This window comes from Virgibacillus sp. (genome assembly GCF_013393565.1).
Lineage (GTDB): Bacteria > Bacillota > Bacilli > Bacillales > Amphibacillaceae > Virgibacillus > Virgibacillus dokdonensis.
In genome coordinates this window covers 1-26,092 of record NZ_JABXHF010000051.1, presented here as the reverse complement: position 1 = coordinate 26,092, position 26,092 = coordinate 1, and the positions used below count along the sequence as shown (strand labels likewise).

The 26,092-nt window shown below is 36.1% G+C and carries 29 protein-coding genes, 1 pseudogene and 1 riboswitch; of the genes and pseudogenes, 21 read left to right on the top strand and 9 right to left on the bottom strand.

The genetic code is table 11. The annotated features are described in order from the left end of the window. The first annotated feature begins 6 nt into the window (after positions 1 to 6). From HLX49_RS11695 to HLX49_RS11655, 9 genes are all read left to right on the top strand, one after another. On the top strand, positions 7 to 702 hold the full coding sequence (locus HLX49_RS11695; RefSeq protein WP_077703163.1) for a tryptophan synthase subunit alpha: 696 nt from the start codon (positions 7 to 9) through the stop codon (positions 700 to 702). Positions 703 to 920: 218 nt separating this feature from the next. Continuing rightward, positions 921 to 1,355, top strand: a complete 435-nt coding sequence (locus HLX49_RS11690; protein WP_077703164.1) for a universal stress protein — start codon at positions 921 to 923, stop codon at positions 1,353 to 1,355. Positions 1,356 to 1,528: 173 nt separating this feature from the next. Beyond that, positions 1,529 to 2,455 carry a c-type cytochrome gene (locus HLX49_RS11685; protein WP_077703165.1) on the top strand — a complete coding sequence of 309 codons (927 nt, stop codon included), beginning with the start codon at positions 1,529 to 1,531 and terminating at the stop codon, positions 2,453 to 2,455. A 222-nt stretch (positions 2,456 to 2,677) separates the two neighbouring features. Continuing rightward, positions 2,678 to 3,493: a sulfite exporter TauE/SafE family protein gene (locus tag HLX49_RS11680; RefSeq protein ID WP_101933726.1), complete on the top strand. Its 816-nt coding sequence runs from the start codon at positions 2,678 to 2,680 to the stop codon at positions 3,491 to 3,493. 14 nt (positions 3,494 to 3,507) lie between these two features. Next, positions 3,508 to 4,905, top strand: a complete 1,398-nt coding sequence (locus tag HLX49_RS11675; RefSeq protein ID WP_101933727.1) for a bifunctional metallophosphatase/5'-nucleotidase — start codon at positions 3,508 to 3,510, stop codon at positions 4,903 to 4,905. Positions 4,906 to 5,127: 222 nt separating this feature from the next. Beyond that, positions 5,128 to 5,901: a sporulation protein YunB gene (gene yunB / locus HLX49_RS11670; protein ID WP_077703168.1), complete on the top strand. Its 774-nt coding sequence runs from the start codon at positions 5,128 to 5,130 to the stop codon at positions 5,899 to 5,901. A 47-nt stretch (positions 5,902 to 5,948) separates the two neighbouring features. Then, positions 5,949 to 6,129: riboswitch (Lysine riboswitch) on the top strand. A gap of 161 nt (positions 6,130 to 6,290) precedes the next feature. Continuing rightward, on the top strand, positions 6,291 to 7,847 hold the full coding sequence (locus tag HLX49_RS11665) for a Na+/H+ antiporter NhaC family protein (protein WP_101933728.1): 1,557 nt from the start codon (positions 6,291 to 6,293) through the stop codon (positions 7,845 to 7,847). 314 nt (positions 7,848 to 8,161) lie between these two features. Further along, on the top strand, positions 8,162 to 9,691 hold the full coding sequence (locus HLX49_RS11660) for a sodium-dependent transporter (RefSeq protein WP_077703170.1): 1,530 nt from the start codon (positions 8,162 to 8,164) through the stop codon (positions 9,689 to 9,691). Position 9,692: 1 nt separating this feature from the next. Further along, positions 9,693 to 9,797: a methionine/alanine import family NSS transporter small subunit gene (locus HLX49_RS11655; protein ID WP_296362063.1), complete on the top strand. Its 105-nt coding sequence runs from the start codon at positions 9,693 to 9,695 to the stop codon at positions 9,795 to 9,797. Between the two features lie 199 nt (positions 9,798 to 9,996). Here the strand turns inward: HLX49_RS11655 and HLX49_RS11650 are convergent, their stop codons facing one another. Both HLX49_RS11650 and HLX49_RS11645 read right to left on the bottom strand, forming a co-directional pair. Further along, on the bottom strand, positions 9,997 to 10,920 hold the full coding sequence (locus HLX49_RS11650) for a M23 family metallopeptidase (protein WP_077706864.1): 924 nt from the start codon (positions 10,918 to 10,920) through the stop codon (positions 9,997 to 9,999). 389 nt (positions 10,921 to 11,309) lie between these two features. Beyond that, positions 11,310 to 11,843, bottom strand: a complete 534-nt coding sequence (locus HLX49_RS11645) for a YhcN/YlaJ family sporulation lipoprotein (protein WP_077703172.1) — start codon at positions 11,841 to 11,843, stop codon at positions 11,310 to 11,312. A gap of 135 nt (positions 11,844 to 11,978) precedes the next feature. Here HLX49_RS11645 and HLX49_RS11640 point away from each other — a divergent pair, with 135 nt between their 5' ends. Next, positions 11,979 to 12,254, top strand: a complete 276-nt coding sequence (locus HLX49_RS11640) for a YutD family protein (RefSeq protein WP_073010949.1) — start codon at positions 11,979 to 11,981, stop codon at positions 12,252 to 12,254. 11 nt (positions 12,255 to 12,265) lie between these two features. On the opposite strand, the gene HLX49_RS11635 is transcribed toward HLX49_RS11640, so the two are convergent. Both HLX49_RS11635 and HLX49_RS11630 read right to left on the bottom strand, forming a co-directional pair. Beyond that, positions 12,266 to 12,520 (bottom strand): hypothetical protein, encoded by a 255-nt coding sequence (locus tag HLX49_RS11635; RefSeq protein ID WP_296362061.1) that lies wholly within the window; start codon positions 12,518 to 12,520, stop codon positions 12,266 to 12,268. Between the two features lie 110 nt (positions 12,521 to 12,630). After that, positions 12,631 to 12,912, bottom strand: coding sequence for an SAV0927 family protein (locus tag HLX49_RS11630; RefSeq protein WP_296362059.1), 282 nt, complete (start codon positions 12,910 to 12,912; stop codon positions 12,631 to 12,633). A gap of 97 nt (positions 12,913 to 13,009) precedes the next feature. Here HLX49_RS11630 and HLX49_RS11625 point away from each other — a divergent pair, with 97 nt between their 5' ends. After that, positions 13,010 to 13,462 carry a DUF86 domain-containing protein gene (locus HLX49_RS11625; protein WP_077703175.1) on the top strand — a complete coding sequence of 151 codons (453 nt, stop codon included), beginning with the start codon at positions 13,010 to 13,012 and terminating at the stop codon, positions 13,460 to 13,462. A gap of 96 nt (positions 13,463 to 13,558) precedes the next feature. Further along, on the top strand, positions 13,559 to 14,335 hold the full coding sequence (locus tag HLX49_RS11620; RefSeq protein ID WP_077703176.1) for a TIGR01457 family HAD-type hydrolase: 777 nt from the start codon (positions 13,559 to 13,561) through the stop codon (positions 14,333 to 14,335). Positions 14,336 to 14,494: 159 nt separating this feature from the next. Here HLX49_RS11620 and HLX49_RS11615 read toward each other — a convergent pair whose 3' ends face one another. Next, a complete protein-coding gene (locus HLX49_RS11615) occupies positions 14,495 to 15,007 on the bottom strand; it encodes a phosphatidylglycerophosphatase A family protein (protein WP_077703177.1) in 513 nt (170 codons plus the stop codon). Between the two features lie 144 nt (positions 15,008 to 15,151). Here HLX49_RS11615 and HLX49_RS11610 point away from each other — a divergent pair, with 144 nt between their 5' ends. Both HLX49_RS11610 and HLX49_RS11605 read left to right on the top strand, forming a co-directional pair. After that, entirely contained in the window at positions 15,152 to 16,123 is a 972-nt protein-coding gene (locus HLX49_RS11610) for a protein kinase family protein (protein WP_077703178.1), read from the top strand. 266 nt (positions 16,124 to 16,389) lie between these two features. Beyond that, positions 16,390 to 17,361: a 2-hydroxyacid dehydrogenase gene (locus tag HLX49_RS11605; protein WP_077703179.1), complete on the top strand. Its 972-nt coding sequence runs from the start codon at positions 16,390 to 16,392 to the stop codon at positions 17,359 to 17,361. Between the two features lie 207 nt (positions 17,362 to 17,568). Here the strand turns inward: HLX49_RS11605 and HLX49_RS11600 are convergent, their stop codons facing one another. Next, positions 17,569 to 17,793, bottom strand: a complete 225-nt coding sequence (locus HLX49_RS11600; RefSeq protein WP_073010972.1) for a NifU family protein — start codon at positions 17,791 to 17,793, stop codon at positions 17,569 to 17,571. A 150-nt stretch (positions 17,794 to 17,943) separates the two neighbouring features. Between HLX49_RS11600 and HLX49_RS11595 the strand changes: the two genes are divergently transcribed. The 3 genes from HLX49_RS11595 (at position 17,944) to HLX49_RS11585 (ending at position 19,722) form a co-directional block, all read left to right on the top strand. Then, positions 17,944 to 18,276, top strand: a complete 333-nt coding sequence (locus HLX49_RS11595; RefSeq protein WP_077703180.1) for a YuzD family protein — start codon at positions 17,944 to 17,946, stop codon at positions 18,274 to 18,276. Positions 18,277 to 18,282: 6 nt separating this feature from the next. After that, positions 18,283 to 19,155, top strand: a complete 873-nt coding sequence (gene dapF / locus HLX49_RS11590; protein ID WP_123059370.1) for a diaminopimelate epimerase — start codon at positions 18,283 to 18,285, stop codon at positions 19,153 to 19,155. Between the two features lie 210 nt (positions 19,156 to 19,365). Next, complete coding sequence (locus HLX49_RS11585) at positions 19,366 to 19,722, top strand: HesB/IscA family protein (protein ID WP_077703182.1); 357 nt, start codon at positions 19,366 to 19,368, stop codon at positions 19,720 to 19,722. Positions 19,723 to 19,844: 122 nt separating this feature from the next. Here the strand turns inward: HLX49_RS11585 and HLX49_RS11580 are convergent, their stop codons facing one another. Further along, positions 19,845 to 20,831, bottom strand: coding sequence for an NAD(P)/FAD-dependent oxidoreductase (locus HLX49_RS11580; RefSeq protein ID WP_077703183.1), 987 nt, complete (start codon positions 20,829 to 20,831; stop codon positions 19,845 to 19,847). A 533-nt stretch (positions 20,832 to 21,364) separates the two neighbouring features. Between HLX49_RS11580 and HLX49_RS11575 the strand changes: the two genes are divergently transcribed. From HLX49_RS11575 to HLX49_RS11565, 3 genes are all read left to right on the top strand, one after another. Then, positions 21,365 to 22,597: an NAD(P)/FAD-dependent oxidoreductase gene (locus HLX49_RS11575; protein WP_335727042.1), complete on the top strand. Its 1,233-nt coding sequence runs from the start codon at positions 21,365 to 21,367 to the stop codon at positions 22,595 to 22,597. A 414-nt stretch (positions 22,598 to 23,011) separates the two neighbouring features. Beyond that, positions 23,012 to 23,323 carry a YuiB family protein gene (locus tag HLX49_RS11570; protein WP_077703185.1) on the top strand — a complete coding sequence of 104 codons (312 nt, stop codon included), beginning with the start codon at positions 23,012 to 23,014 and terminating at the stop codon, positions 23,321 to 23,323. Between the two features lie 109 nt (positions 23,324 to 23,432). After that, positions 23,433 to 24,131 carry a 3D domain-containing protein gene (locus HLX49_RS11565; RefSeq protein WP_077703186.1) on the top strand — a complete coding sequence of 233 codons (699 nt, stop codon included), beginning with the start codon at positions 23,433 to 23,435 and terminating at the stop codon, positions 24,129 to 24,131. Positions 24,132 to 24,344: 213 nt separating this feature from the next. On the opposite strand, the gene HLX49_RS11560 is transcribed toward HLX49_RS11565, so the two are convergent. After that, entirely contained in the window at positions 24,345 to 24,821 is a 477-nt protein-coding gene (locus HLX49_RS11560) for a divergent PAP2 family protein (protein WP_296362044.1), read from the bottom strand. A 279-nt stretch (positions 24,822 to 25,100) separates the two neighbouring features. Beyond that, positions 25,101 to 25,700: a biotin transporter BioY gene (locus HLX49_RS11555; RefSeq protein WP_077703188.1), complete on the bottom strand. Its 600-nt coding sequence runs from the start codon at positions 25,698 to 25,700 to the stop codon at positions 25,101 to 25,103. 197 nt (positions 25,701 to 25,897) lie between these two features. Between HLX49_RS11555 and HLX49_RS11550 the strand changes: the two are divergent. Next, positions 25,898 to 26,092: pseudogene (locus HLX49_RS11550) on the top strand (hypothetical protein); the annotation flags it as partial.

The window sequence follows — 26,092 nt, the reverse complement described above, 5'->3', positions numbered from 1 at the left end:
TATATTATGAAACAACTTGCATTGTATCTGCCGTGCTGTTTTCCAAATGAAACAAAATTTTTTGATGTTTTAAATCTTATGGAGAAATATAAAGTTGACATTTTAGAGTTGGGTGTTCCAGTCACCAATCCTCATATGGATGGGGCAGTTATTAGGGAAAGCCATCAACAAGTGTTAAATCAAGGGTTTAATAAAGCCGATTTTAAACAAATATTAGCTAGAATAAAGGAACAATATTCTTTTAAAGTAGTGGTTATGACTTATGCGGAAGGGCTTATGGAGTACGATTTATTAACTTCCTGTAAAAATAAAATGGACGGTTTACTATGTGTTGATAGAACTGTTACTATAGAAGATTTTCATTCACCTATACAGATTTATAATGAGGAAATGACTGACGAAGTACTAAAAGAACAGTTGGAACATAATCGTTTATTCGCTTATTGTATGAGTGGCATTGGTAAAACGGGTAGCTTTAATCATGTGCCAAATAATTATATGGATACAATGAAGCGGATAAAGACGTTTAGCTCGATTCCTGTTTATATTGGATTTGGCATCAAAGATCAAAGAGACGTAGCTAGTGTGTTTGCAAACGGTGCAGATGGAGCAATTATTGGTTCTTATTTTGTGAACTTGGTAGCAACTTCTACAATGGAGCACATTGAAAACTATCTCAGCGAACTAAAGTATATTCGATAAATAAATGGGTATTGGTATGTTATTTTACAGCTTGTAGATTGCTTATATAGTATTCTGCGAGCTTTTTTATATTGTATACAATCGTCATAATTCATAAGGCGTTTAGTGTTTACTTTTGAATACTTATAGGTTTCGACAATGATTTTGTTAAAGATAACCATTATATATGTTATGATGAAACTAGGTAGAAAATGTTAGCTAAGGGGGAGTAGCATAGTATGAGTGCAAATATTCTAGTAGCTTATGACGGTTCGGAACTAAGTAGAAAAGCAGTAGAGGAAGCGAAAAAGCAGGCTAAACTTGTTGATGATGCAACAGTACATGCGGTAACTGTCATTACTCACGCTGGGCCAACAGCTAATGCGGCACTTGCTCGCAGTTTTATGGGTGAAATGGCAGAAGAAATTCGTCCATCAATGGAAAGGATACGAGAAGAATTTGAAGAAGAAGGTATTCATTGTAAATCGGAAGTGTTGTTAGATTATTCTTTTCGTAATCCAAGCTCTCAAATTGTAGAGTATGCAAAAGAAAATAATATAGAATTGATTATTTTAGGTAGTAGAGGACTAGGTGGAGTAGGTCGACTTCTGTTAGGAAGTGTCAGTAGTCAAATTGTTCAACATGCAGCGTGTAAAGTACTTATTGTGAAATAGAGCAAATGGTGGAGCAAGGGATTATTCCCTTGCTTTTTAAATTTACAATGTCAATATTTTTGCTCACCAAATTAGGGAAATGTTAATTTTGTGGAAACGTTTTCTGAAATGGCGCTATGTATCCTACATATATGTTACGCTTAAAGTGACTAGATGAACAAGGGGGATGCATAATGAAGAGAAGTAGAATAAAATGGCTATTGTTCATGTCACTTGGAATGTTTTTAATCTTATTTACAGCGTGTAGTAATAGTGAGACAGAAAGCAATGAGAAAACAGGAGAACGAGAGGGGGAGTTAGCGTATAATCCTCCTTCTATGGAGGAGTTAGATGCGGATGATCCGATGACTTCTTACATTCAAAAAGGTGAAAAAATATTTAACGAGACGAACACTGTATTATCCGAAAGAGTAGGGAATGAATTATCCTGTGCAAGCTGTCACGCGGATGGGGGGGTAGCCCCTTCCTCTTCTATGGTAGGTGTGACGACACAATTTCCGCAGTATCGACCAAGAGAAGGCGTAGCATTTACAATTGAAGACAGAATTAATGGATGTATGATAAGAAGTATGAATGGGCAGAAAATGGATTATGATAGTGAAGAAATGCGTGCGCTTACAGCTTACTTAACGTATATTTCAGAAGGAATTGAAACCGGTGAAGATATCCCGTGGCGAATGCAAAATACGATGGAGGAAATTCCAGAGCCTAATGTAACTAGGGGAGAAGGATTATACGAGCAGAAAAATTGCTTGAGTTGTCATGCCACTGATGGTTCTGGAACCGGAGCAACAACTGGACCAGCCTTGTGGGGAGATAATTCATTCAATGATGGAGCGGGTATGAGTAGGCTGAGTAAAATGTCTGGGTATTTAAAAAATAATATGCCTCCAAATGAAGACGACACGTTAACAGATCAAGAAGCAGCTGATATCGCAGCTTTTCTGTTATCAAAAGAGCGACCAGAGTGGAAAGGACATGACTCAGATTGGCCAAATGGAGGAAGACCTTCAGATATCATAGATAAAGAACGTAGAGAAAAAATTCGTGAAGGCACATTTAATTGGGCTGATATTGAGAATGTTATTCCTGCTAAATAATGCATGAGAGCTGTATTTACTTTATCCCAAAGTATAAATACAGCTCTTTTAAATGCGTTTATATTTATCCCAGATAAGCTATTATAGACCGTAATCCCATTATGAGAAGGGCATACCCGAGCTAATTATACGAGATGAAAGTTTATCTTTCTAAAAATCAGTGCTAGGATAGAGAAAGAGAAAAACTTTTACACTGGCTTTCGCTAGAAGAAGGGGGCAAAGATGGTATTCATTCTTTGTTTAGCAATAGGGATAATAACAGCGCTGGTTGGTGCTCTGATGGGGTTAGGTGGAGGACTTGTTCTGATTCCAAGCTTACTATGGTTACATCAATTTTTAGATGCATTCGCGTGGGCAACGCCACAAACTGTAGTTGGAATTTCCCTTGTAGCAATGGTATTCACGGCATTATCTTCAACAATTGCTTATGTAAAAACAAAACGGATTGATTATAAAGCAGGTTTGTGGCTTATTTCAGGGAGTATTCCTGGAAGTGTTTTTGGCTCTTGGCTCAACAAGTTTATGGATACAGAGCCGTTTTTATTTTACTTTGGAATCGTTATGATCGCAGTGTCCATGTTGTTTTTTATGAAACGAAAGATAACCTCGCAAGTTGAACCTAAAAATCAAAGTTTACGGAGTTTTTATATAGACGGTAAAACGTATTATTATCATTTTTCGGCTTGGATAGCCTTTGTGTTGTCGCTAGTTGTAGGGGTTCTTTCCGGCTTGTTTGGTATTGGTGGTGGATCAATCATGGTTCCCGCTATGATCCTTTTATTTGGTATACCTACGCATGTAGCTACAGCGACATCTATGTTTATGATTTTATTTATTAGTCTAATTGGAGCTAGCACGCATATTTCACTTGGTCATTTGGAATGGCAATATGCGCTTTTCTTTATTCCAGGAGCATGGATTGGTGGAAAATTAGGTGCCATGATCAATCAACGTTTGACTGGAAAAGCGCTTGAATGGATTTTGCGCATTTTATTAATTATAATTGGTATTCGAATGATTTTCCAAGGGCTGTCATAAGGAGTATTTGTAAAATGGAAGAACAAATCTATTTTTATTATACGAACGATTTACATAGTAAGTTTGATCATTGGTCCCAAGTATCGTATTTTTTAAAGCAGTCGAAACGACGTTGTGAAAGAATAGGCGATTCGTGCTGGACGGTAGATATTGGTGATCATATGGATAGAGTACATCCAATAGCAGAAGCATTTAAGGGGCAAGCAAATACTGCTTTATTAAATGAAGCTGGTTACGATATCGTTACACTTGGTAACAATGAGGGCATTACTATTTCTCATGATGAGCTCCATGCATTATACGATGAGGCAAAATTTACAGTAGTTTGTGGGAATTTACATAATACGATTGGAAAAGCACCAAGCTGGCTACAGTCTTATAAAATAGTAACCTCAAAACAAGGGGTCAAAATTGCTGTGTTAGGACTCACGGCGCCTTTTAATGCGTATTATGAGTTGCTGGGCTGGCATGTTTCTCCGCCTTTAGAACAGTTGGAGTACTTGTTAGATACTGTGAACCGTGAAGCGGACATCATTATCGTTTTATCTCACTTAGGATATAGTGAGGATTGTGAAATAGCCCGTCGATTTCCAAGTGTTGATGTAATTATAGGTGGACATACACATCATTTGTTAAAAAATGGTGAACGTGTGAATAATAGCCTTCTTACTGCTGCAGGAAAAAATTGTTACTATGTTGGTGAAGTCAGTTTAACATGGGATCATAAGCAAGGTAAATTAAAAAACAAACAGGCACACACGACAAATATTAGCCATTTGCCAAAAGACCTAGATACAGAAGAATTGCTAGTAGCGTATGAAGAGCAAGCAAAAATTAGATTGTCGGAACCAGTTGTTCAATTATCCAGCTGTTTAAAAGTGAATTGGCGCAAAGTAACTCCAATTTTACAAGCTTTAACAGCAGCGCTAAAAGAGCAAACAGATGCTGATTTTGCTATGCTAAATGCGGGTGTATTACTAGAAAGTTTGCCTAAAGGAGTTGTCACATACGGGGACATTCACCGTATTTGTCCACATCCGATAAATACATGTGTCGTTGAATTAACTGGAAGTGAAATAGTAGAAGCTATCCGTTCTTCTTTAACAGAAGAATTTATGGAATTTCAGTTAAAAGGGTTTGGTTTTCGCGGGAAAATGATAGGTAGAATGGCTTTTTCAGGTTTAACACCGCAATTAGAGAAATTAAAAGATGGAGCAGTATTTGTTAAACAAGTATGTCAAACAGAGGGCGTTCCATTACAACCGAATCAAATGTATACATTGGCTACCGCTGATACGTTTACGTTTGGAAGATTAATTCCGGAAATTGCACGTTCGGAAATGAAAAAATACTATTTGCCAGCATTTCTGCGGGATATATTGGCACAAACTTTAAGACGTATGTATGGGTGATGTTTTTTAGCATTCCACCAGTCTGTGAAGCTCCTGCTTTAAGAAAGCCTGTATAGTAAGAGATAACACTATTTAAATTTTATTTCTTCTTTAAATAATTCGTGGGGCAGAAAAGAAACGCTCATGAATGAAAGATACACTTTATATGAAACATGGAATGATAGAATTTTTCATTCTAATCCTCCTTCAGCATACATAGACTTGCTTTGAGGAGGTTTTTTGATGAAAAAGCGACCAAGAAGGAAATTACGAACAGACTCCCCTTTGAAAATAATATTATTGTTGACGACAATTGCTTTTGTTCTTTTGACCTCCCTTAGTATTTTAATTGTTGATAAAGGGATAACTCCTCCTTTGATGGAGATAGCAAATCAAAAAACAAGAGAATTTGCTACGAGAACGATTAATGAAGCAGTGAAATCGACTGAAAATATTAGCTTTGATGATTTAATGGAAGTTAATTCGGAAAATGATGTATCTATTGTCGGGTGGAAATCCGCTGCTGTAAATCGTGCGCTTCGAGCGGCTACCAAACGAGCAGAATACTTTTTGTACGGTATGAATAAAGGGCAAACATTGGATACAGAAGATCCCGACATGCCACCACAGGATTATGGAGATACAGCAAATGAGTTAGCGGATAAAGACCCTACAGTTGTTGAGATTCCAATAGGTCAAGCTACTGGGAGCACGATCTTAGCAAATCTAGGACCTAAAATACCGGTTCATTTTGAGATTGTTGGTAGTATTCAATCAGATGTGGAATATATTATGAAAGACTTTGGGATCAATGCTGCTTTAATAGAAATATATATACCAGTGACAGTAAATGCACAAATTGTTGTACCGTTTAGTACGGAGTCAGCAGAAATTCGTACGAAGGTATATGTAGATTCTCGTGTAATTATGGGCGATGTTCCACAATTTTACGGAGGTGATGGTGAAAACGCACCTAACATTTCCGTTCCCAAAGATGACTTGAATCGAGACAATTAAAATGTTATAATTACTTTTATAAATAGAATATTTAAACCTTATCAGATCGGTGAGGTAGAGGTGCAGTATATAAGAGTAGTCTATTGGAGGATGACAACGATGAAGGTAGATGAAAGGATATATTGCCGAAGCAGTATGTAAGGGTCGCACTTCGTATTGCTGGTATGCTTTTGAATAAGAGGTATACTGTCATGCAGCAAGCAACATGCATGGAGAACTACTGATCGAAATGGAGGATAACGTATATTGTAAAGACAATGGTAGGTTATTTTCTATCATTGTCTTTTTCTATGTTTTAACTTAAAAAACTTCAATTCACTTATCCCCTCTCTCCTTGAACAGTATGTTTCCTTGCTCGATTGCAACCAATTTTTATGGAGGTAACCGGAATGGAAGGAACAATTTTTTCACTTATCCCAGCAGTTTTGATGCTGGTACTAGTTCTCTTAACGAGAAATGTTTTATTATCTTTAGGAACTGGAATTGTAGTAGGCGCGCTGCTTATCCATAATTTTTCTGTTTTAGATTCATTCCACGAGATTTGGACACAGTTTTATACCATTTTTGTCTCTGATGGAGCACTAAATACTGGGAATATTCTATTGCTATCATTTTTAATATTATTAGGGATGATGACTGCTTTTTTACAAGCGTCTGGAGGAAGCAAAGCCTTTGGTGATTGGATGATAAAAAAAGTAAAAACTCGCTCTGGAGCTCAGGGAATGAGTGCATTCTTAGGGTTAATTATATTTATAGATGATTATTTTAACAGTTTGGCCGTTGGTCAGATTGCCCGCCCACTTACAGATCGACATAAAGTTTCCCGAGCTAAATTGGCCTATATCATTGACTCGACATCTGCACCTGTCACAGTTATATCTCCTATTTCTAGCTGGGGAGCATATATCATTGGAATTATGGGTGGCTTATTTGCTGCCAACGGAATTACATCATTGGAGCCTTTGGAAGCTTTTGTTAAAATGATCCCCTATAATTTATATGCAATCGCAGCAGTTTTAGCGGTTTTTTTAGTTGCTTATTTAAAAGTAGATATTGGTCCAATGCGAAAACATGAAAAACGTGCAATGGAAACAGGTGAATTAATTGATCCAAAACAGGATAATGTACCAGGAGATTTAAGTGACACGTTTACAGCACATCAAAATGGGAGAATTTATCATCTTTTATTACCTATTGGTGTACTAATTGTAGCAACAGTGTCTTCAATGATTATTACTGGCGCAATGGCTACAGAAGGTAACATCAATTTACTTACTATATTTGCAAACACTAACGTAAACTTATCCTTGTTTACTGGTGGTGTAATTGCAGTATTAACCTCCTTTTTGTTCCATCTTAGCCAGCAAAAACCGAGAAATTCAAGCTTAAAGATTGTTTTAGAAGGTGCCAAAACAATGATGCCAGCAATTTATATTCTACTCTTGGCTTGGATGATAGGTTCTATTATTGGGGTTTTGGAAACGGGTGAATATTTAGCTGGTATCGTAAACGATGCCTCGTTAAACCCTGCTTTATTGCCATTTTTGTTTTTCATTATTGCTGGTTTTATGGCACTTGCAACAGGAACATCTTGGGGAACGTTTGGAATCATGTTACCGATTGCTGCGGAAGTAACAAGTATTACAGATATGGAAATGCTATTACCATCTATGGCGGCGGTATTAGCTGGTGCTGTCTTTGGAGATCATTGTACACCGATATCGGATACAACTATTCTGTCAGCTACGGGAGCAGGAGCGAATCATATTGATCATGTGATGACACAACTTCCTTACGCTTTAATTGCAGCTTTAGCTGCATCTATTGGTTACATTTTAGTTGGACTTACAAATCAAGTGTTACTGCCTCTACTAGTGTCACTATCCATTATTATTGCCTTTGCTACCATTATTCATTTTGTGAGAAAAACAAAAACGGTCCAATAAGTGTATGGAAGTGAAAAGCCTCTAAGGTTTCGACGCTAAGAAATCAAAAACTTCTTAGCGTAAAGCCGAAGGAGGTTTTTTGCATTATAGGAAAGCATAAAAGCTTAAAGGTTTATGGCTAGTATTATCTCTCAACATATCGACTGGTCATTTTTAGTGTGTTTTTTAGTATTCCATATAATGGGCATAAATATTTTTTGACATATGCATGAAGTGCCGTTATAATACAAACATAAATATCTGAAAAAACCAAACTTTTAAAAGATTTATTCTTTCTAAATTTTTTAGACAGAAGAATAAAGGGGGAAAAAGATATGGAAACACGTTCGCAGTGGGGAACAAGAGCAGGATTTATTCTGGCAGCCATTGGTTCAGCTGTGGGATTAGGGAATATTTGGCGTTTTCCTGCTGAAGCTTATGGCAATGGTGGAGGTGCCTTCTTTATTCCGTATTTATTTGCCTTATTAACAGCTGGTATTCCTATTTTAATCATGGAATTTACGATGGGGCAAAAATACCGCGGTTCTGCTCCATTAACGTTTCGAAAAATGAATAGGAAAACCGAATTTATTGGCTGGTGGGCAGTGCTGGTGGCGTTTGTGATTTCTACTTATTATTCTGTTATTATTGCCTGGGCAATATCTTATGCCTATTTTTCTATTAATTTATCCTGGGGGGCGGATACAGAAGGTTTTTTATTTAATGATTATTTAAAAACAGTTGACCCAGGACAGATAGGGAATTTGGTTCCTGGGGTATTTATTCCACTAATTTTAGTCTGGATTGTTGTTTTGTTTATCTTGTTCCGCGGTGTGAAAAAAGGAATTGAAATTGCGAATCGCATTTTCATTCCTACATTAGCTATTATATTTTTAATTATTGTTATTCGCGCGGTAACATTGGATGGAGCACTCCAAGGTTTGCAAGCCTTTTTCGAACCAGATTTTAGTAGTATTTTTTCAGGTGAAGTATGGGTCGCTGCCTACGGGCAAATATTTTTTAGTCTATCGATCGCATTTGCAATTATGATTACGTATTCAAGTTATTTACCTAAGAATTCAGATATAACAAACAATGCATTTATTACTGGGTTTGGAAACTCTAGTTTTGAATTACTTGCAGGAATAGGCGTCTTTTCGGTACTTGGATTTATGGCAGGTCAATCCGGTGTAGCTGTAGATGAAGTTGTTTCGGATGGTGTTGGTCTTGCATTTGTTGTTTTTCCAGCCATTATTAATGAGTTTCCTGGCTTAAATGGATTGTTCGGTTTCTTGTTTTTTGCATCTTTGGTTTTAGCTGGGTTAACATCGTTAATGTCCATTTCGGAAACATACATTGCTGGTATATCTGATAAGTTTAATATATCCCGTGGAAAAGCAGTCCTGTTTGGAGGGGGGATAGCTGCACTTATTTCGCTCATTTATGCAACACAAGGTGGCTTGTTCTTCCTTGATACGGCAGATTATTTTATTAATCAATTTGGTGTAGCAATGCTTGGTTTAGTAGAAGTTGTATTAATTGCTTGGTTACTTCGCCAAGTGAAAAATTTGAAAAACCATGCGGATGAATTATCTGATATTAAGTTAGGCTGGTGGTTCCCGGTTAGTTTAAATGTTATTACACCAATTGTATTAGGATATATGATGTTCGATATATTACGGTTAAATATATTGAAGTTATTTGATACACCAACAGGTAATTATGAAGGTTATTCTGATACATTTATTTTATTTGGAGGTTGGTCAGTTGCTGCCGCAGCACTAATTATAGGTGTCTTTATGGCTGCTACAAAATGGCGTTCCAAAGAGGCTAAAGGTTATTCGGATCAAAGGGAGGCTAAATAATATGAGTTCCAGTGCTATCTTTGTCATGATCTTAGGAATGGTAATTATTTGGGGGGGACTTGCAGCAAGTATTACTTATGCAATAAGAAAATCAAGACAAAAATAAAAGCGGATGGGATAAAATAAGAAAGTATGCAATTGAATAAAGACTTGTTTTGAAGCAAGTGCTTTATAAAACCCTCTATTTAAAAAGATGAAAATGAAGTGATCAGAATGATCATGTGAATATAAAAAAAAGATGTTATTGGGAAATGCCAACAATACAAGGCGATGTAGCTTTGTATTGTTGGCATTTTAAAAGCATATCATTTATCCTTTTGTTTTGTCATGCGTTCCCACTTTTTCAAGTACGGATATGGATCAAAAGACCATTCGCTATACCCATTATCTTTATACATACCATAGTGTAAATGTGGTGGGAATTTTCCCGAAGTACCAGGTGGCCCATAACCAGTAGAACCGACTCCTCCAAGCACATCACCTGGCTTCACAACTTTCCCTACTTCAATATCATCTTCATAGCCACTCATGTGACCATAGTAATGGTAAATATTATATATATCTCTTATTCCAATGCGCCAACCACCGTATAAGTTCCAACCCATCATTTCCACTACCCCATAAGTGGTTGACTTCACAGGAGTACCATAATCGGCAAAAATATCTGTCCCCTCATGAATTCTTAAGCCACCAAACCCTCTTCGATCTCCCCATGTACTGCGATAACTATAATTATAAGATGTAGACACAGGGAAATCTCGTTGAAGTAACTCAATGTCTTGAAATTTTTTAAAGACTTTAGCTGTATTCATAATGGTTTGGACAGTTAAATCTCGATTATAGTAATTCCATAGAGCAATCTTAATATCATCTTTTGTTTGTCCGTGCTGCAAAATATAGTTTCCCATTGTATAGAGAACATCTTCAGGATTGGTCGGGTCAGCTATTTGATCGCCGTTGCCATCTTTTCCATAACCATTAAAAAAACGTATGAGTCGTTCATCATTAATCATTGCTGCATTACCGAGGCCAAACCAAGCTTCTGTAGGCATTTCAATAGAAATCACTTGTTCATCATCAGCATCTTTTTTTGCGTTTCGTTCATAGTTATCAATGGCAGCAAAATAATACCATGGAATTTGTGTTACTGCTTCTGTTTTTTTAAATAATGCCATTCTTTTTTTATAAATAGAATCACTATCTGCTTTTGCAAGCGTAGGCGTAAGCATAATGGAAAGTGTAAATAATAAAAACGTTATAACAATACGGTTGATAGACAATTTTTTCACCCTTTTGATCCACGATAGGAAGTATAAAAATTTTATGTATTGTAGTAGTGTTTCATCACTATAAAGACTTAGAATAAGTCAATCTTTTTGCATTTTGAACTATAAATTGTTATTGGGTTTAACTTTTCCTACAATCTTCTTTTATATACAAAATTAGCTGAAAAAATATTTTTATCCTTCCGAGTGTTTTAGCAGAGAAAATTTTTGGGATTCGAAAATTTGATGGATGGTATATAAAAAGCTAGCCATCATCTTGAAAGCAATGATGTGGCTTTCTATAGTGTGCAATAAGGACAAACGGTTTGACGTTTGTCCCATTCTACAAAAGTTTATTTTGAATTTTTCATTTCTTTAATGATGTTATTAATGGTGTTGTCGTAGTCGTCTTCAGAAGTTGTTGAATTATGCAAGCTTTGAATGTCATTAATTAAGTTTGTGTTATCAGTAGAATAGATATCAAAGTATCTTGGCAAGATGGAAGCGGCAGTTTTCTCTGCCATTTGTGATGCTCTTTCTTTATCGAAATCATCTGCCTTTTCATAGGCGATGAGTACTTCTTCATCCGTTACTAACGTAGCAGCTTCCTTAAAAGCATCTGACCTTAACATGTTACGAGTAATCATATCAGCCATCTTTGTACGGTCAATACGCATGGAGTGCTGTTTTTCTTTATCATTATCAATTTGTTCTTTTGAATAACGAACATAGCCCAGTCTGTTATCTGAGTCATTATCTGCAGGAGCTTCTTTATTTGGGTCAAGTTGGTTTTGTATACGTTCTCTTTCATTTGTGGCAGTATTATTATCCATACAACCAGTGGCTAAAAAGAGAACAGATAGACTGATTGGAATTATCCTTTTCATTGTTTACCCTCCATTCTTTTAAAAGATCATTATTAGTTTGTTTATTCGAAACTGAAATCATAACTGTTTTTTTCTGGAGCGTTTAGGTAAAAGGTGTTAAACTGAAAAGATACCGATGTTAAAGGGGAATCGAGTATGGTTGAACTTTTTGGAAAAACGTATGAGTTAATTGAAGATCATAAAGCTGGGTTTCAGGAAAGTGTTGTAAAGGAGAGGTATTCTGATATTTTAGCTAAATATGATTATATTGTTGGTGATTGGGGATATGATCAATTACGGCTAAAAGGTTTTTATGATAATAGGCACGTGAAAGTTCCAGTAGATACTAAAATTGATACATTGGATGATTACCTATATGAGTATTGTAATTTTGGTTGCGCTTATTTTGTATTAAAAAAAATGGAGCAGTAGTGAAAGCATCTCTACTGCTCTTTTTCATCATGAATAATATGAGAGCCTGGCGCCCTTATGGGAACGTTTTCATGCTGTTTGCGATCTGGATAAACAAAGGCGCTATCTCTATGCTGTCCTTCTTCCCATGAAGTTGATTTCCCTTCGACAGCTGTATCGCTATGAATAGAAGAGCCAAAAGCTCCTTCTGGAAATTCTTCGGGTATTAAACGATCATGGGAATGTTTTACATTTGAAAAGTCACTATAGTCTTTTTTCTTAACCACGTTTTTTCACCTTCTTTATTCTAAACGAAAGTTATTATTAGGTTATCCTATGTTTATAGCTTTACGCTTAACAATTTAAGGTAAAAACATATTGTAGTTATACTTTTGCTTCAAAGAATATCTTGTAAAAAGTGACGAATTTCATCCGCCTCCATGTTGGCTTCGTTAAATGTATGTTCGATCACACCTTTATTGTGCAAATCTTGTTTATCAATGGATAAGCATCGATTTTTTCGCATGTTTATAATTAGCTTTTTGTTTACGTCTTCATGATCATCTAAAATAGCTAAATCATAACGTTGTAACTGCCCCATAAAGCTGACATACCGCACATTTTTTCCTACTGTCTCATCCTTAATTACTTCATAATTTTTGCCCATCATATCCCCCATTTTAAAAATAATATTTTCCCAACTATATCATGTTTTACTTCATATTCCTACAGAATATGGTATGATAAAATTGTAATTCTTGATGGAGGGGTGACCAATGTATTTTGTTGATCGAGAGAAGCTGGAGTCGATTTTACAGTATATGGATCAGTTAAATGGTATATTGGAAATGGACCGTCTACACTCTTTAGAAGAAAAGTTAAGCTTGGAACGAGCAGTACATGTTTACATTGAGTCTGTACTTGATGTAGGGAATATGATGATTGACGGATTTATCATGCGTGATCCAGGTAGTTACCACGATATTATTGACATTTTATTGGACGAAAAGGTACTGCCATCTGAACAGGAGCGTGCATATAAAGAATTAATTACGCTAAGGAGAATGTTAATTTCCGACTATGCACAAGTGGATCATAAAAAAATGATTCAAGTAATGCAAACCTATCTTAAAGATTACGAACAGTTTGCAACATATATTCGTAAATATATTAACGAAGAGCATCAGCAAGTTACTCACGCGTTTTCAAATGATACTTCAAAACAATAAACTTTACAGCTAGTAGTTGTTTATTAGCACGATGGAAAAGTAAAAAATTAGTATAAAGATAGCGTCTATTTCAGAATGAGGAGAGTACTAACTACCATGACTAAAGCATATCAAGGCTATTTAATCGATTTAGACGGAACGATGTATCAAGGAGATGAAGCTATCCCGTTTGCGTCTGATTTTGTAAAAGCATTACAGGAAAAACAACTCCCTTATGTTTTTGTAACGAATAATTCTTCCAAAACACAGCAAGATGTAGCGATGAAACTTAAAAAATTAAATATTCCAGCAGAACCTAAGCAAATTGTTACTACTAGTTTAGCAACTGCTTCTTATATTACAGAAAATTACGGACAATCTCGCTGTTACGTTATTGGTGAAGAAGGGATACATAAAGCATTACAAGAAGAAGGGCATACCATTACAGAAACGGAAAATTGCGACGTCGTTGTTATAGGAATTGACCGTAATATTACGTACGAAAAGCTGGCTAAAGCTAGCATAGCCGTTCGTAACGGTGCAACATTCATTTCGACAAATGGCGACAAGTCTATTCCTAACGAACGTGGTTTATTACCAGGAAATGGGTCCTTAACGGCTGTTATTTCTATTTGTACTGGCGTTGACCCTGTTTTCATCGGCAAGCCTGAAGCAGTTATTATGGAAGAAGCATTGCACGTGCTCGGTTTAAAAGCAGATGAGACATTAATGGTTGGAGATAATTATGCAACAGACATTCACGCGGGCATTCAAGCAGGTATAGATACCTTAATGGTTTTTACAGGGGTGACGCCATTTTTAGAGTATGAACAACTACCTGTTAAACCTACTTATTATGTACACAATCTCAAAGAATGGTTGGAAAAACTATAATCGTATTGAAAAAGCTTGTTTAATAAATCTCAGCTATTCTTCGAATAGAAATATGGCGAGCCTTCGAAACGCTGTTAGCTTGTAGGCTCGCTAATCTCCATGTTTACGTCGGTAAAAATACTACTTTTACTATATTTAATACTGCAATGTGATTATGACTTAATCATCAAGCAGTATATCTTCACCTGTTCCATGCGCCAAACGGCTGGAGGCAGCTGCTGCAATAGCCCCTACAATATCATCTAAAAAAGTATGGCATTCTCCAGTAGATTTATCATTTAATTTTTTTAAGATACCAGGCTTTTGTTTATCAATATACCCATAATTAGTAAATCCAATGGAACCATAAACATTGACAATAGATAATGCAATTACTTCGTCAACGCCATATAAACTTTCATCTGTATCAATGGTCTTTTGTAAAGGCTGTTGCAACTGTTTTTTCTCTGCTAGAACATCTAATTGAATTCCAGTTAAAATGGCATTTTGTACTTCTCGTTTTTTAAGTACGCGGTCAACATTATGCCTACATACATCAAGTGTTAAATTTTCGTGATATTTAGATTGTAAGTAATATACCAGTTCAGCAATATCATCTAAAGATACACCTCGTTCCGTTAACCACTGTCTAGCTTTCTTTTCTAACTCACTTCGATCTGTATTTGCATCCATTTTTATATCATCCTTTCTAATTTTAGTTAAAATTAACTAACCTATATCATAAACTGTTATAAAAAGCATATGCCTTTCTTATACTATAGAAAAAATTTGAACGAATAAATGCTTTATAGAAAGTCCAGTGAAGGAGGTATACACGTGCAGGTTAGTGATTGGCTTTATGAAAACTATAAAATTCATCCAGAAACGAAACGATGGATTGCGGGTAAGGAATGTTATCAAGCGAGTCAATATGTTTATTTTATCACTTCTACCGATAACAATGAAATTATACATATGGAACAAGCGGTAGTTGCTTACTATTTAGCAGAAAACGGCTATTCACATATGGCTATTCCAATCCCTAATCAACAAGGGGATTGGCTGACGCCTTACGAAGATGTAAACTATATGGTCGTTAAAGGGCTTGATTCAAGAACTGATTCCCAAGCAACAAACGGTTCTTTATTAGCGCAATTTCATCAAATTGGCAGCCTGTATCATTATGAACCACAAGCAATTTCCAGTTATGGGCAGTGGAAGCAATTATGGATTGATAAATTAAGCTGGATAGAAAGCAATGTTGAAAAAGCAGCTCAAGCAGGAGCAACGAATTATTATCGTTTAGTTATGGATATCCTCCCGTATCTTATTGGCATTAGTGAAAATGCAATTCAATATATTGGTGAAAGTGAGCAAGAATTACGTTATCATGAATCAGATCAAGGCACGATAGCCTTTCGTCGGTATATGAATCAATTGCAACAACCTCTAATGTGGCCGATGGAATTAGTATATGACCATCCAGCACGGGATATTGCTGAGTATTTACGACAACTATTTCTTCAACCTCATCCAGATGAAGCTGTTATCCATTTTTTGCAAGAATATCAAAAAAATCGTCCTGTTTCTATTTTTTTCTGGAGGTTAGTGTATGCAAGATTGTTGTTTCCAATCCATATTTACGATTGTTTAGAACAAAATTTATCTACAATTCAGGATAAAGGGTACGAACAATTAAAAGATTTAGTACAGCTTCAAGATAGGTATGAAGCAAATGTTAGTCAGTTTTTTGAGTGGGCAGACCTTGACTGTGATTTTTTACAGGTACCTATGCTACACTGGTTGTGACAGATTCATGATAAATGTATCCCGTATATTATGTGCTGCAAGATTTCCTCTATGTGTTCACAAGACGACAATGGAGATGAGAATATCCCCATTGTTTGATTTTATCAACTTAGCCGAGAATACTTTCGGCTTCGTGGTGCTACGGGATAGCTTGGTACATAAGAGAAACGAAACCGGTGTATTTAGCGTACACCACCAAATATCCAGTATGCTTTAGTCGAGAGGTTCAAGAGAGAAGATGTTCCAGATGTATTGGAGGGGGAAGAGTGAGAAAGCCATATGTATACGTAACCAGAAAAATTCCGGCTGCATTGTTAGCGCCATATAAGGATGATTTTACCTTTAACTATTGGGAAAGAGAAGAAACTTCGGTGCCTAGAGAAGAATTAACTAAACAAATAAAGAAAGCTGATGCTCTTATTTGCATGGTGGGCGATGCTATTGATAAATCCACATTAGAAGAAGCGAATCAACTCAAAATCATCGCTAATTTAGCTGTAGGATACGATAACATTGATTTAGAAGCGGCTAAGTCAAGAGGCATCTTTGTGACCAACACACCGGATGTTTTGACGGAGACAACTGCCGATTTAGGGTTTGCTTTACTATTAGCTACCGCAAGACGGTTAATGGAGGCTAACAACTATATTAGGCAAGGGAAATGGAAGGAATGGTCCCCTTATTTATTAGCCGGTGCTGATGTACATCAAAAAACAATTGGTATTGTCGGAATGGGAAGGATTGGCAGAGCATTAGCTAGAAGAGCGCAAGGTTTTGGAATGAAAATTATGTACCACAACCGTTCTAGAAATCTGGTAGCAGAAAGCGAGTTAGGAGCGACATATGTTGGCTTTTCTGATTTATTGAAAACGGCCGATTTTGTTGTGTCTGTTGTACCATTATCAAGTGAAACGGAAAATATGTTCGACAGTCATGCTTTTCAATTAATGAAAAAAGATGCTCTGTTTATTAATATTTCTAGAGGGGGCGTGGTGAATGAAGAAGCATTATTTCAAGCTCTGCAAAATGGAGAGATTCAAGCGGCTGGCTTAGACGTTTTTAAAGAGGAACCAATTTCAAAAGATCATCCTCTGTTACAATTACCAAATGTTGTTGCATTGCCACATATCGGTTCAGCTAGTGTGGAAACGAGAACAAGCATGTGGAACCTCAGCTTAGAAAATGTTGCTGCTGTACTGCATGGGAGTGCCCCTAAAACGCCTGTATCTTTGCAATAAACAATGGCGTAAATCTAACGCTTGGACCTTCGTATCCAAGCGTTAGGTTTATTATACAAAAGTATAAAGCGATGCACGTTATAGTATAAGACCATAAAGTCTTTGCAAAGTCGAGTTTTTCTAATGGTTTACACTTATCATTATAGCACTTGTTACGATTTAAGAAATAAGAAAGCTAAAGCTTCTTTTTTTACGTTATCGAAGTGTTTAAAATACTTGTTCGATCTCAGTGACACCGGGAACTTCCGCCATAAGTGCCCGTTCAATTCCTGCTTTTAAAGTAATGGTTGAGCTAGGGCAATTTCCGCAAGCACCCATGAGACGAAGAAGCACAATGCCATTTTCATCAACATCAATTAGTTCCACATCGCCACCATCACGCAGCAAGAATGGACGTAATTTATTTAATACTTCCTGTACTTGTTCATGCATTATCCATCTTCTCCTTTCTTACTATCTATTATAAAACGATTATGGTAAAAAATCTATGAACACTTAACGAAGCGATAATCAATATTATTTTAACTTTGATTCGACTTTTTGTAAAATAAAAGATATCAAAGTATAGAACGGAGGGAAGGGATGAGTAAAATCCATATTACAGTTTACGGAGCAGAGCAGATTTGTGCTAGTTGTGTTGGTGCTCCCAGCTCTAAAGATACGTATGAATGGCTACAAGCAGCATTAGGGCGTAAATATGATACAGAGGTTATCACATATGAGTATGTAGATATTAAAAATCCGCCACCTGTAGAGAAACATCAACAATTTGCGGAACGTATTATAGAGAAAGATTTATTTTATCCCATCGTTTTTATTAATGATGAGTTGGTAGCTGAAGGAATCCCAAGGTTAAAAACAATTTACCAAGCGTTGGAACAATATGAATTGCCTTTACAACCAGCAAAGAAATGAGGACAGATGATGCAAATACCATTTATTAAAATGCATGGCTTAGGAAATAATTATATATACCTTGATTTTTTTCAACATACTGTAGCGGAAGAAAAATTATCAGAATTAGCAAAAACTATCTCCAATGTGCATACAGGAATTGGTTCGGATGGGCTAATTATTATTCATCCAAGTGAAGTAGCTGATGTTGGTATGCGTATATTTAATAAGGATGGTTCTGAAGGGAAAAGCTGTGGAAATGGTTTAAGATGTACAGCGAAGTATGCGTATGAACAAGGAATAGTAGCAGAAAAGCAATTTCAAATTGAAACGAAAGCAAATAACGTTGTAGCTGAAGTACAAGTGACAAATGGGAAAGTTGACCAAGTTACGATAAATATGGGGAAACCACATCTAAAGCGTGAACTTATTCCCATGCAAGGGGAACCAAAAACAAAAGTCATTGCGGAGCAGTTTGAAATTCAAGGAGAAGTGTTAGAGTTAACCGCACTTTCTATGGGGAACCCACATGCGGTATTTATAGTAGAGCAAGTCGCTATGAAGCAAGTGTCTCATCTTGGCCCATTAGTAGAAAAGGATCAGCGCTTTCCGCAAGGGGTCAATGTAGAATTTATTGAAATCCTTTCTCCAAACGAAATAAATTTCAGTGTCTGGGAAAGAGGCTCTGGTATAACACAAGCTTGTGGCACAGGAGCATGTGCTGCTGTTGTGGCAGGGATATTGAATGATCGTTTAGAACGAAATGAATCTGTGAAAGTTCATTTACCAGGAGGAGATTTAGATATTACGTGGGATAATGACGGTGATGTTTGGATGACAGGTGGCGCTGAGTTAATTGCTACAGGCTTTTATGAAGCAGCACATTTATCCAAGGTATAAGTCGCTTTAAAGCCCTGCCTCTTACTTGATGGAGAAGAGTTCCCATCATTATAATGTGGATTTTCATCATAGTAATCAGTAATATTGAATGGTTAATAATATAAATGTATAATGAAAATACGCAGTATGCTTAGAAAGATTTCGTTTTTCTTATCCATAAACCAAAAAATTTTATACTTTCCTATAGTGAAAAAAGGAGTGAACAGTGCAATGACATTGACAATTACAGACAATGCTAAACAGCAAATTGTAAAGATGATGAAAGAAGAATCCGAAGGAGTCTATCTTCGCTTTGGTGTGCAAGGCGGAGGCTGTAGCGGTCTATCTTATGCCCTTGGTTTTGAATATGATATTAATAATGAGTTAGATACAACAGAAGAAATAAATGGTATTTCCGTGGTGATTAATAGTCAAGATATACCGATCATAGAAGGCACAACGATAGATTTTAAACAGAATATGATGGGTGGGGGCTTCAGTATAGATAACCCAAATGCTATCGTATCTTGTGGTTGTGGTTCTTCATTTAGAACAAAAGATAAGGTTGGTACCCCTGGTGATTGTTAATATAAAAGCTGAAACCGTGTATGAAGGTTTCAGCTTTTATGTTTTTGTTTTGTTATAAATGCTGGGTTACATAAGTCAGTAAAAAAGATAATTCTAATTAGGGGTAGGTTGTTTTACCCCCATTAAAACATGCTTGTTGAATGTTTTGGCTGAATTCTAGCTTTAGGATCAATGTAATGTTTAGCATTATTAACAGCAGTTGGTCCTTCTCCAAATCCAGTGGCAATTAAGTTCACTTTCCCATCGTAAGTGCAAATATCTCCCGCTGCATAAATGCCAGGGATATTCGTCTCCATTTTCGAATTTACTACAATACTATTTTTCTCTATCTCAAGTCCCCAGTTTTTAATGGGTCCAAGTGAAGAAATAAAGCCATAATTACATAACACTGCATCCACTTCTAATTCCACCTTGCGTTCTCCTTTAACCTCTTCCAAAATAACTTGGTTAATTCGATCGTCTGCAACAATGCTACTTGGAACAAAAGGGGTCAGAATATCAACGTTAGAAGCGTGTAATTTTTCAACACTATGTTCATGGGCGCGAAATTTATCACGGCGATGAGCGAGGGTGACTTTCTTAGCGATCGGTTCGAGCATTAACGCCCAGTCAACAGCAGAATCTCCCCCACCAAGTAATAGCACATCCTGGTCTTTATATTGATTCATATCTTTGACATGATAATGTAAGTTAATCCCCTCATATTGTTCACAATGATCTATATTAAGTTTACGCGGCTGAAATGCACCATTACCAGCAGTGATAATCATAGTCTTTGTGTAATGAATATCATTTTTATCTGAAGTTAATTTTAATGTTCCATCATCAAGTCTTTCCACTTGTTCAATTGCTTGCTCCAATACAATTTCAGGATGAAATAAGTTAGCTTGTTCTTCTAAGTTATCAATGAGCTCTTGAGCTCTTATTTTGGGGAAGCCAGCAATATCATATATATATTTTTCTGGATAAAGAGCAGTTAACTGTCCTCCAGTATGTGGTAAACTTTCAATGATTTTTACAGTTGCTTGGCGCATTCCGCCGTAAAAAGCGGTAAATAATCCTACAGGCCCTGCACCAATGATGGTTACATCGTATATATCATTTGTCATTATAATCCCTCCGTTCAAAATAAGCATGACGACATCTTTTATAGTACCATATCTTCATTAAAATAGAATACAAATGTACTCAAACCGTATAATCCTGATATTGTATTTTGAATAATATGTTTATTATGTATTTTTAGTGTAAGGTTGAAAAGGATACATAAACAGGCTACTATAACAAAGGGACTATTTTACGATTGTGTGACAATGAAATGAAAATTTGTTTACACTAGTATACCATCACGGCCCATAAAGGCTCATCGAGCTTCAAAAATCCATTTTAAATGAGAGTAAGTTTTTCGTTTATAGAATAAGTAAAATGAGTTTCGCTATAAAATTTGCAGATAAGCTAAGTTTTACTAAGCAATTTATCTACAACAGGAAAGAATATGATAGACTAAGAATAAAGCTTTATGATTGCTTAGGGCTGTGTACTATATTGATACATTACGGATAGTATTGTGGAATAATTAGTTAAGTTATTCGTTCTCAAGTGAAACAGGTCACAATTTTCAGCTAGGGAGTAAATGGAAGTGATGAATATGGAAAAAAAAAGCATAGTTATTCTAGGTGCTGGTTATGGTGGAATGATGACTGTGACCAAAATACAAAAATCTTTACGCATTGAAGAGGCAGAAATAACTTTAGTAAACATAAATGAATATCATTATCAAACAACATGGCTTCACCAGAATGCTGTTGGAACAGTGAGTGATGATCGAACGAAAATACCTATTAAAGATGTTATTAATCCCCAAAAGGTAACGTTTATTCAAGATAAGGTTTTATCAATTCAACCAAAAGATAAAAAAGTGATTTTAGAAAAAAGAATACTTCATTACGATGTACTAGTTATTGCTCTTGGATTTGAAGTAGAAACTTTTGATGTACCTGGCTTAGAAGCATATGCTTATACGATAAATAATATAGAGAAAGCCCGTGAACTTCGGAGACACATTGAACATAATTTTTCCTTGTTTGTAAAGGAAGAAAAGAAAAACCTTTCACGATTAACCTTTGTTATTGGTGGCGGCGGTTTTACAGGCGTAGAGTTTTTAGGTGAGCTTGCAGATCGTGTATCCGAACTTTGTAAAAAATATAACGTTGACAAGCAATTGGTGCGAATCATTAATATTGAAGCTACTCCGACAATTTTACCTGGATTTGATGAACAGTTAGTAGAATATGCTATGAACTCTCTTGAAGCACGTGGTGTTGAATTTATTACTGGGGCAACCTTTAAAGAATGTACCCCAACAAGTGTGTTATTTGAGAAATATGGTATGCAAACAAAGATATCTACGCATACGATAGTATGGGCTGCTGGAGTAAAGGCGAATTCAATTATAAAAGAATCAGATTTCACAACAAATAAAGGTAAAATAGAAGTGAATAATGATATGCGATCACCAGAATATGACAATGTATTTGTCATCGGAGATTGTGCATTAATTATGGATTTTGAAAAAGGCAAGCCATACCCACCTACTGCTCAAATAGCTATTCAAGAATCAGAAGCTGTAGCTTATAATATAAGAGCATATATACGAAATGAAGAAATGGAAGGCTTTAAACCGAATATTCTCGGTACTGTTGCTTCTTTAGGAAATCGTGATGCGATTGGAATTATATTTAAGAATAAGAAGGTTTTAGGTTGGAAAGCTACAATATTGAAAAAAATAATTGATAACCGTTATTTGTTTAAGCTTGGTGGGCTCCGTCTATTGGTAAAAAAAGGAAAATTCGCTATATTTCCGCGTGTTAAATAGTAATTATTTCCATTATATATATTTCATCTTTTATACTAAAGTTTTATAGTATAAGATGGTGTCAGGCTCCCGCTTCAAAAATTGAGAAAGTTTGTTGATTTGCCAGGCGAAGTGGGGGTAACAGCACCTATTGTAAGATGCCTTTAGGCATCCTTTTCATATAAGGAAGTATGATATTTTAAAGGTTTATAGTATAAGAGAATCGATAGCGTTTTCCTAATATTAAAAATAGGGTTGGCTTATTTTTAATTACTTTTCTTTGTGCTAGAAAAAATTGAAAGTGATATACGTTATAGATTCTTTTGTCTTCATTAAAGAATGTTAGCTTTGCTTTTTTTTCTATATCCTTTAAAATGATGAGGAAGATATGATTAGGTAAAGATAAAAAAGGGGATTGGAAGGGAGAAACAAAGTTTGATTCAATTAGTAGTGTCTATCTTATTATATTTCGTTATATTCTTTGGTATCGCTTTTATTTTAAATATGCTTCTTCGAACGACTTGGTTAATGGCGTTTATTTATCCATTTGTCGTTATTATTATTGTGGATAATACTGCAACATGGAATTATTTCACAAATATGAGTGAGACGTTTACCAAGTTGATTGCTCGACTCACAGAACTTACTGCAGTAGATATTTCTATTTTGGCTGCTGGTTTTGTAGGGACAATGGTGTCCGGTCTTGTGATACGTTTACTTAGAAAGAGTGGATATCAAATGTTTTAAGGTTAGCTAGAAATCATTTCCGTAGTAAAGAAAACAAGCTAGTAATTTAATAGAATAATGTATAAAATTTTTTAGATTGGACATGATGACATCCAAAGAGGTGTTATTCATGAAAATCAAAAAAATCATTAAAAAAACAGTTTTAAGTTTCATGTTTGTGACTATCATGCTCCTGGGAATAGTGGGTTTAAAAGAAGGAGCTTCTGCTAAACTCTGGCCATATACTCCTTCTTCTATAGACAGATTAGCGGACAATATTGATACAATGAAAGGCAAAGATGTTTATACGAGACAAACAAATTTGAAACAAAAAGAGCTTAATCATGTGAAAGAAGTAGACCGTCAAATATCAAGCAATCGAATGGATCATGTGAAAACGTTAGAAGAAGCTGTAAATTATGAACAATATCCAAGCAAAACAGTGATTGCTACTGGGTACACGGCGGGTGTAGAATCTACCGGTAAAACTCCAGACCACCCAGAATATGGAATTACCTATTCGGGAGTCCAAGTGAAAAGAGACTTGTATTCTACTATTGCTGCAGATCTATCTGTTTATCCAATAGGAACCATTTTGTTTATACCAAATTATGGATTTGGTGTCGTAGCTGATAAAGGTAGTGCTATTACAGGAAACAAAATTGACTTGTATTATGAGACGGTAGAAGATGTTTACGATAAATGGGGTAAACAGCAAGTCGATGTGTATATGATCGAAAAGGGAAATGGAGAATTAACAGAAAAACAGCTGCAACAATTAAATGAGAATGAGGCATTACAGGTGTTCAGGCAGGACATAACAGGTTAATGCTGTGGTAGTTAAAATGGCAGGTACGATGTAGGTGCCTGTCATTTTAACATGTATATCACTCTTTTGCCCTATAGGAAAACATAAGATTTTTGGTTTATAGGATAAGAAAAACAAAGGCTTTCGCCATAAGATTTGAGTGGCCATCCAAGTTTTTCTAATTAAGACGTGAGACTTTCGGGGGTGAGTCAAGTTTGTTTTCAATAACCTTTTTCAGTAAAATAAATGGTACACTGTAAAAGCAATGATAATTCCAGCAAGACCGCCAAAAAACACTTCGATTGGTTGGTGACCTAGCAACTCTTTTAATTCCTGTCTTTTCTCATCTTCTTCTTTTTTTGGCCAGCCTTTTGCTCCATCAATAAAAACTTGAAAATCGCGAATTAGTTTGTTCAACACAATTGCTTGTTCCCCCGCTTGTCTTCTAACGCCAGTAGCATCAAACATAATGATGACACTGAATACACAAGAGATAGCGAACATGGTAGACGTTACACCTTCTATAATACCTACGCTGGTAGTTAATGCCGCCACCGCTGCAGAATGGCTACTTGGCATCCCGCCAGTGCTAAATGCTAAACTAGGATTTAGCTCCTTTGTAACTACTAGCCCGATTGGGATTTTAATTACTTGCGCAAAAAAAATAGCTGTTAATGCTGCCCACAAGGGATAATTTAAAAATAATTCCATGCTGTTAAAACACCCTCTCTAAAACAAGTGTATCCTGTGTTGTAAGAAGATATGCGTTAATATGCGTTAAATTACATACTGTTATCTTACCATAAGGAAGAAGGATACGCATGAAATATTTCAACTAAATGATAATTAGATTATCCGTTGCTTTCTATTCCCATATTCTACGCGGATGTCGTAGAGTGAGGAAATGTTTTTACCTATATTTTCCGTCTTTAGAACATAACAGGTGCTATAAAAGGACACACTACAGCTATATTAGAATCAAATTAATCTTTAGCCACCTAGGTTAGCGCGACTTAAGACAGGAATTCTTTTAATGACACGGACCATAAATAAAGCCGCTAACCCGGCAAAAGCAATATCTTTAATTAGAAATGGTATCATTCCGCTCCAGGCTAGTGTGTAGCTAAGAGGAAAGTCTAACCACATATTGGAAGCAGCATACATATATGTCACGCCAATTATATAATTTATTGCCGTTCCCAAAAGCGCTGCTGAACAATAACGAACAAAGGAATAATTTTGTTTAGGATGATTTACAATCCAACCAGTAACTAGAGCTACAAAAATAAATGATATAATAAATCCGCCAGTTGGACTGATGAACATTCGGGGTCCGGCTGATAGCCCAGCAAATACAGGAACACCTGCTATCCCCACAAGCATATATGCGAGCATTGAAAAACTTCCAAGTTTACGACCTAACATTAATCCTGCTAGAACTGCAAAAAATGTTTGCAAGGAAAGTGGAACATCAGCTCCGCCAATGGGTATCGTTAGCATCGGGAACCATACGGTAATATTAGCTCCAATTGCCATTAGTACAACAAAAACCGCTCCATATGTAAGGTCTATCGTTCTCATTTGATTCATGTTTATAACCATTCCTTTCGCTTCGCTCAAGGCACAAAATGCTATGAAATGTATTTGTGCGGAGCGATTTTTGTATTATTCTAGAATTATAGGGACGAGCAGTTAACTACAAATCACATGGGGGTGAGTGGGCCATTCCGATAGCGGAGTGACCGAATGTTTATATGTGTAGATTGTCTTTCCAAGCACAAATAAGTGTGTCTTCGAACACGCAGACTTATCTTTGTATAAACACTTACTCGTTTATTGCTGGACAATCAGTCAATGTTGCGTGCATTGCTGCTACGAACAATAAAGGAGTGACTACTTACAAACGCCATCGTTTTTCTACCTTCACAAAAGGATTAAGAGAGCTGTCACAATGGCTTTGTAAAAATAACTGTAAAGATGTT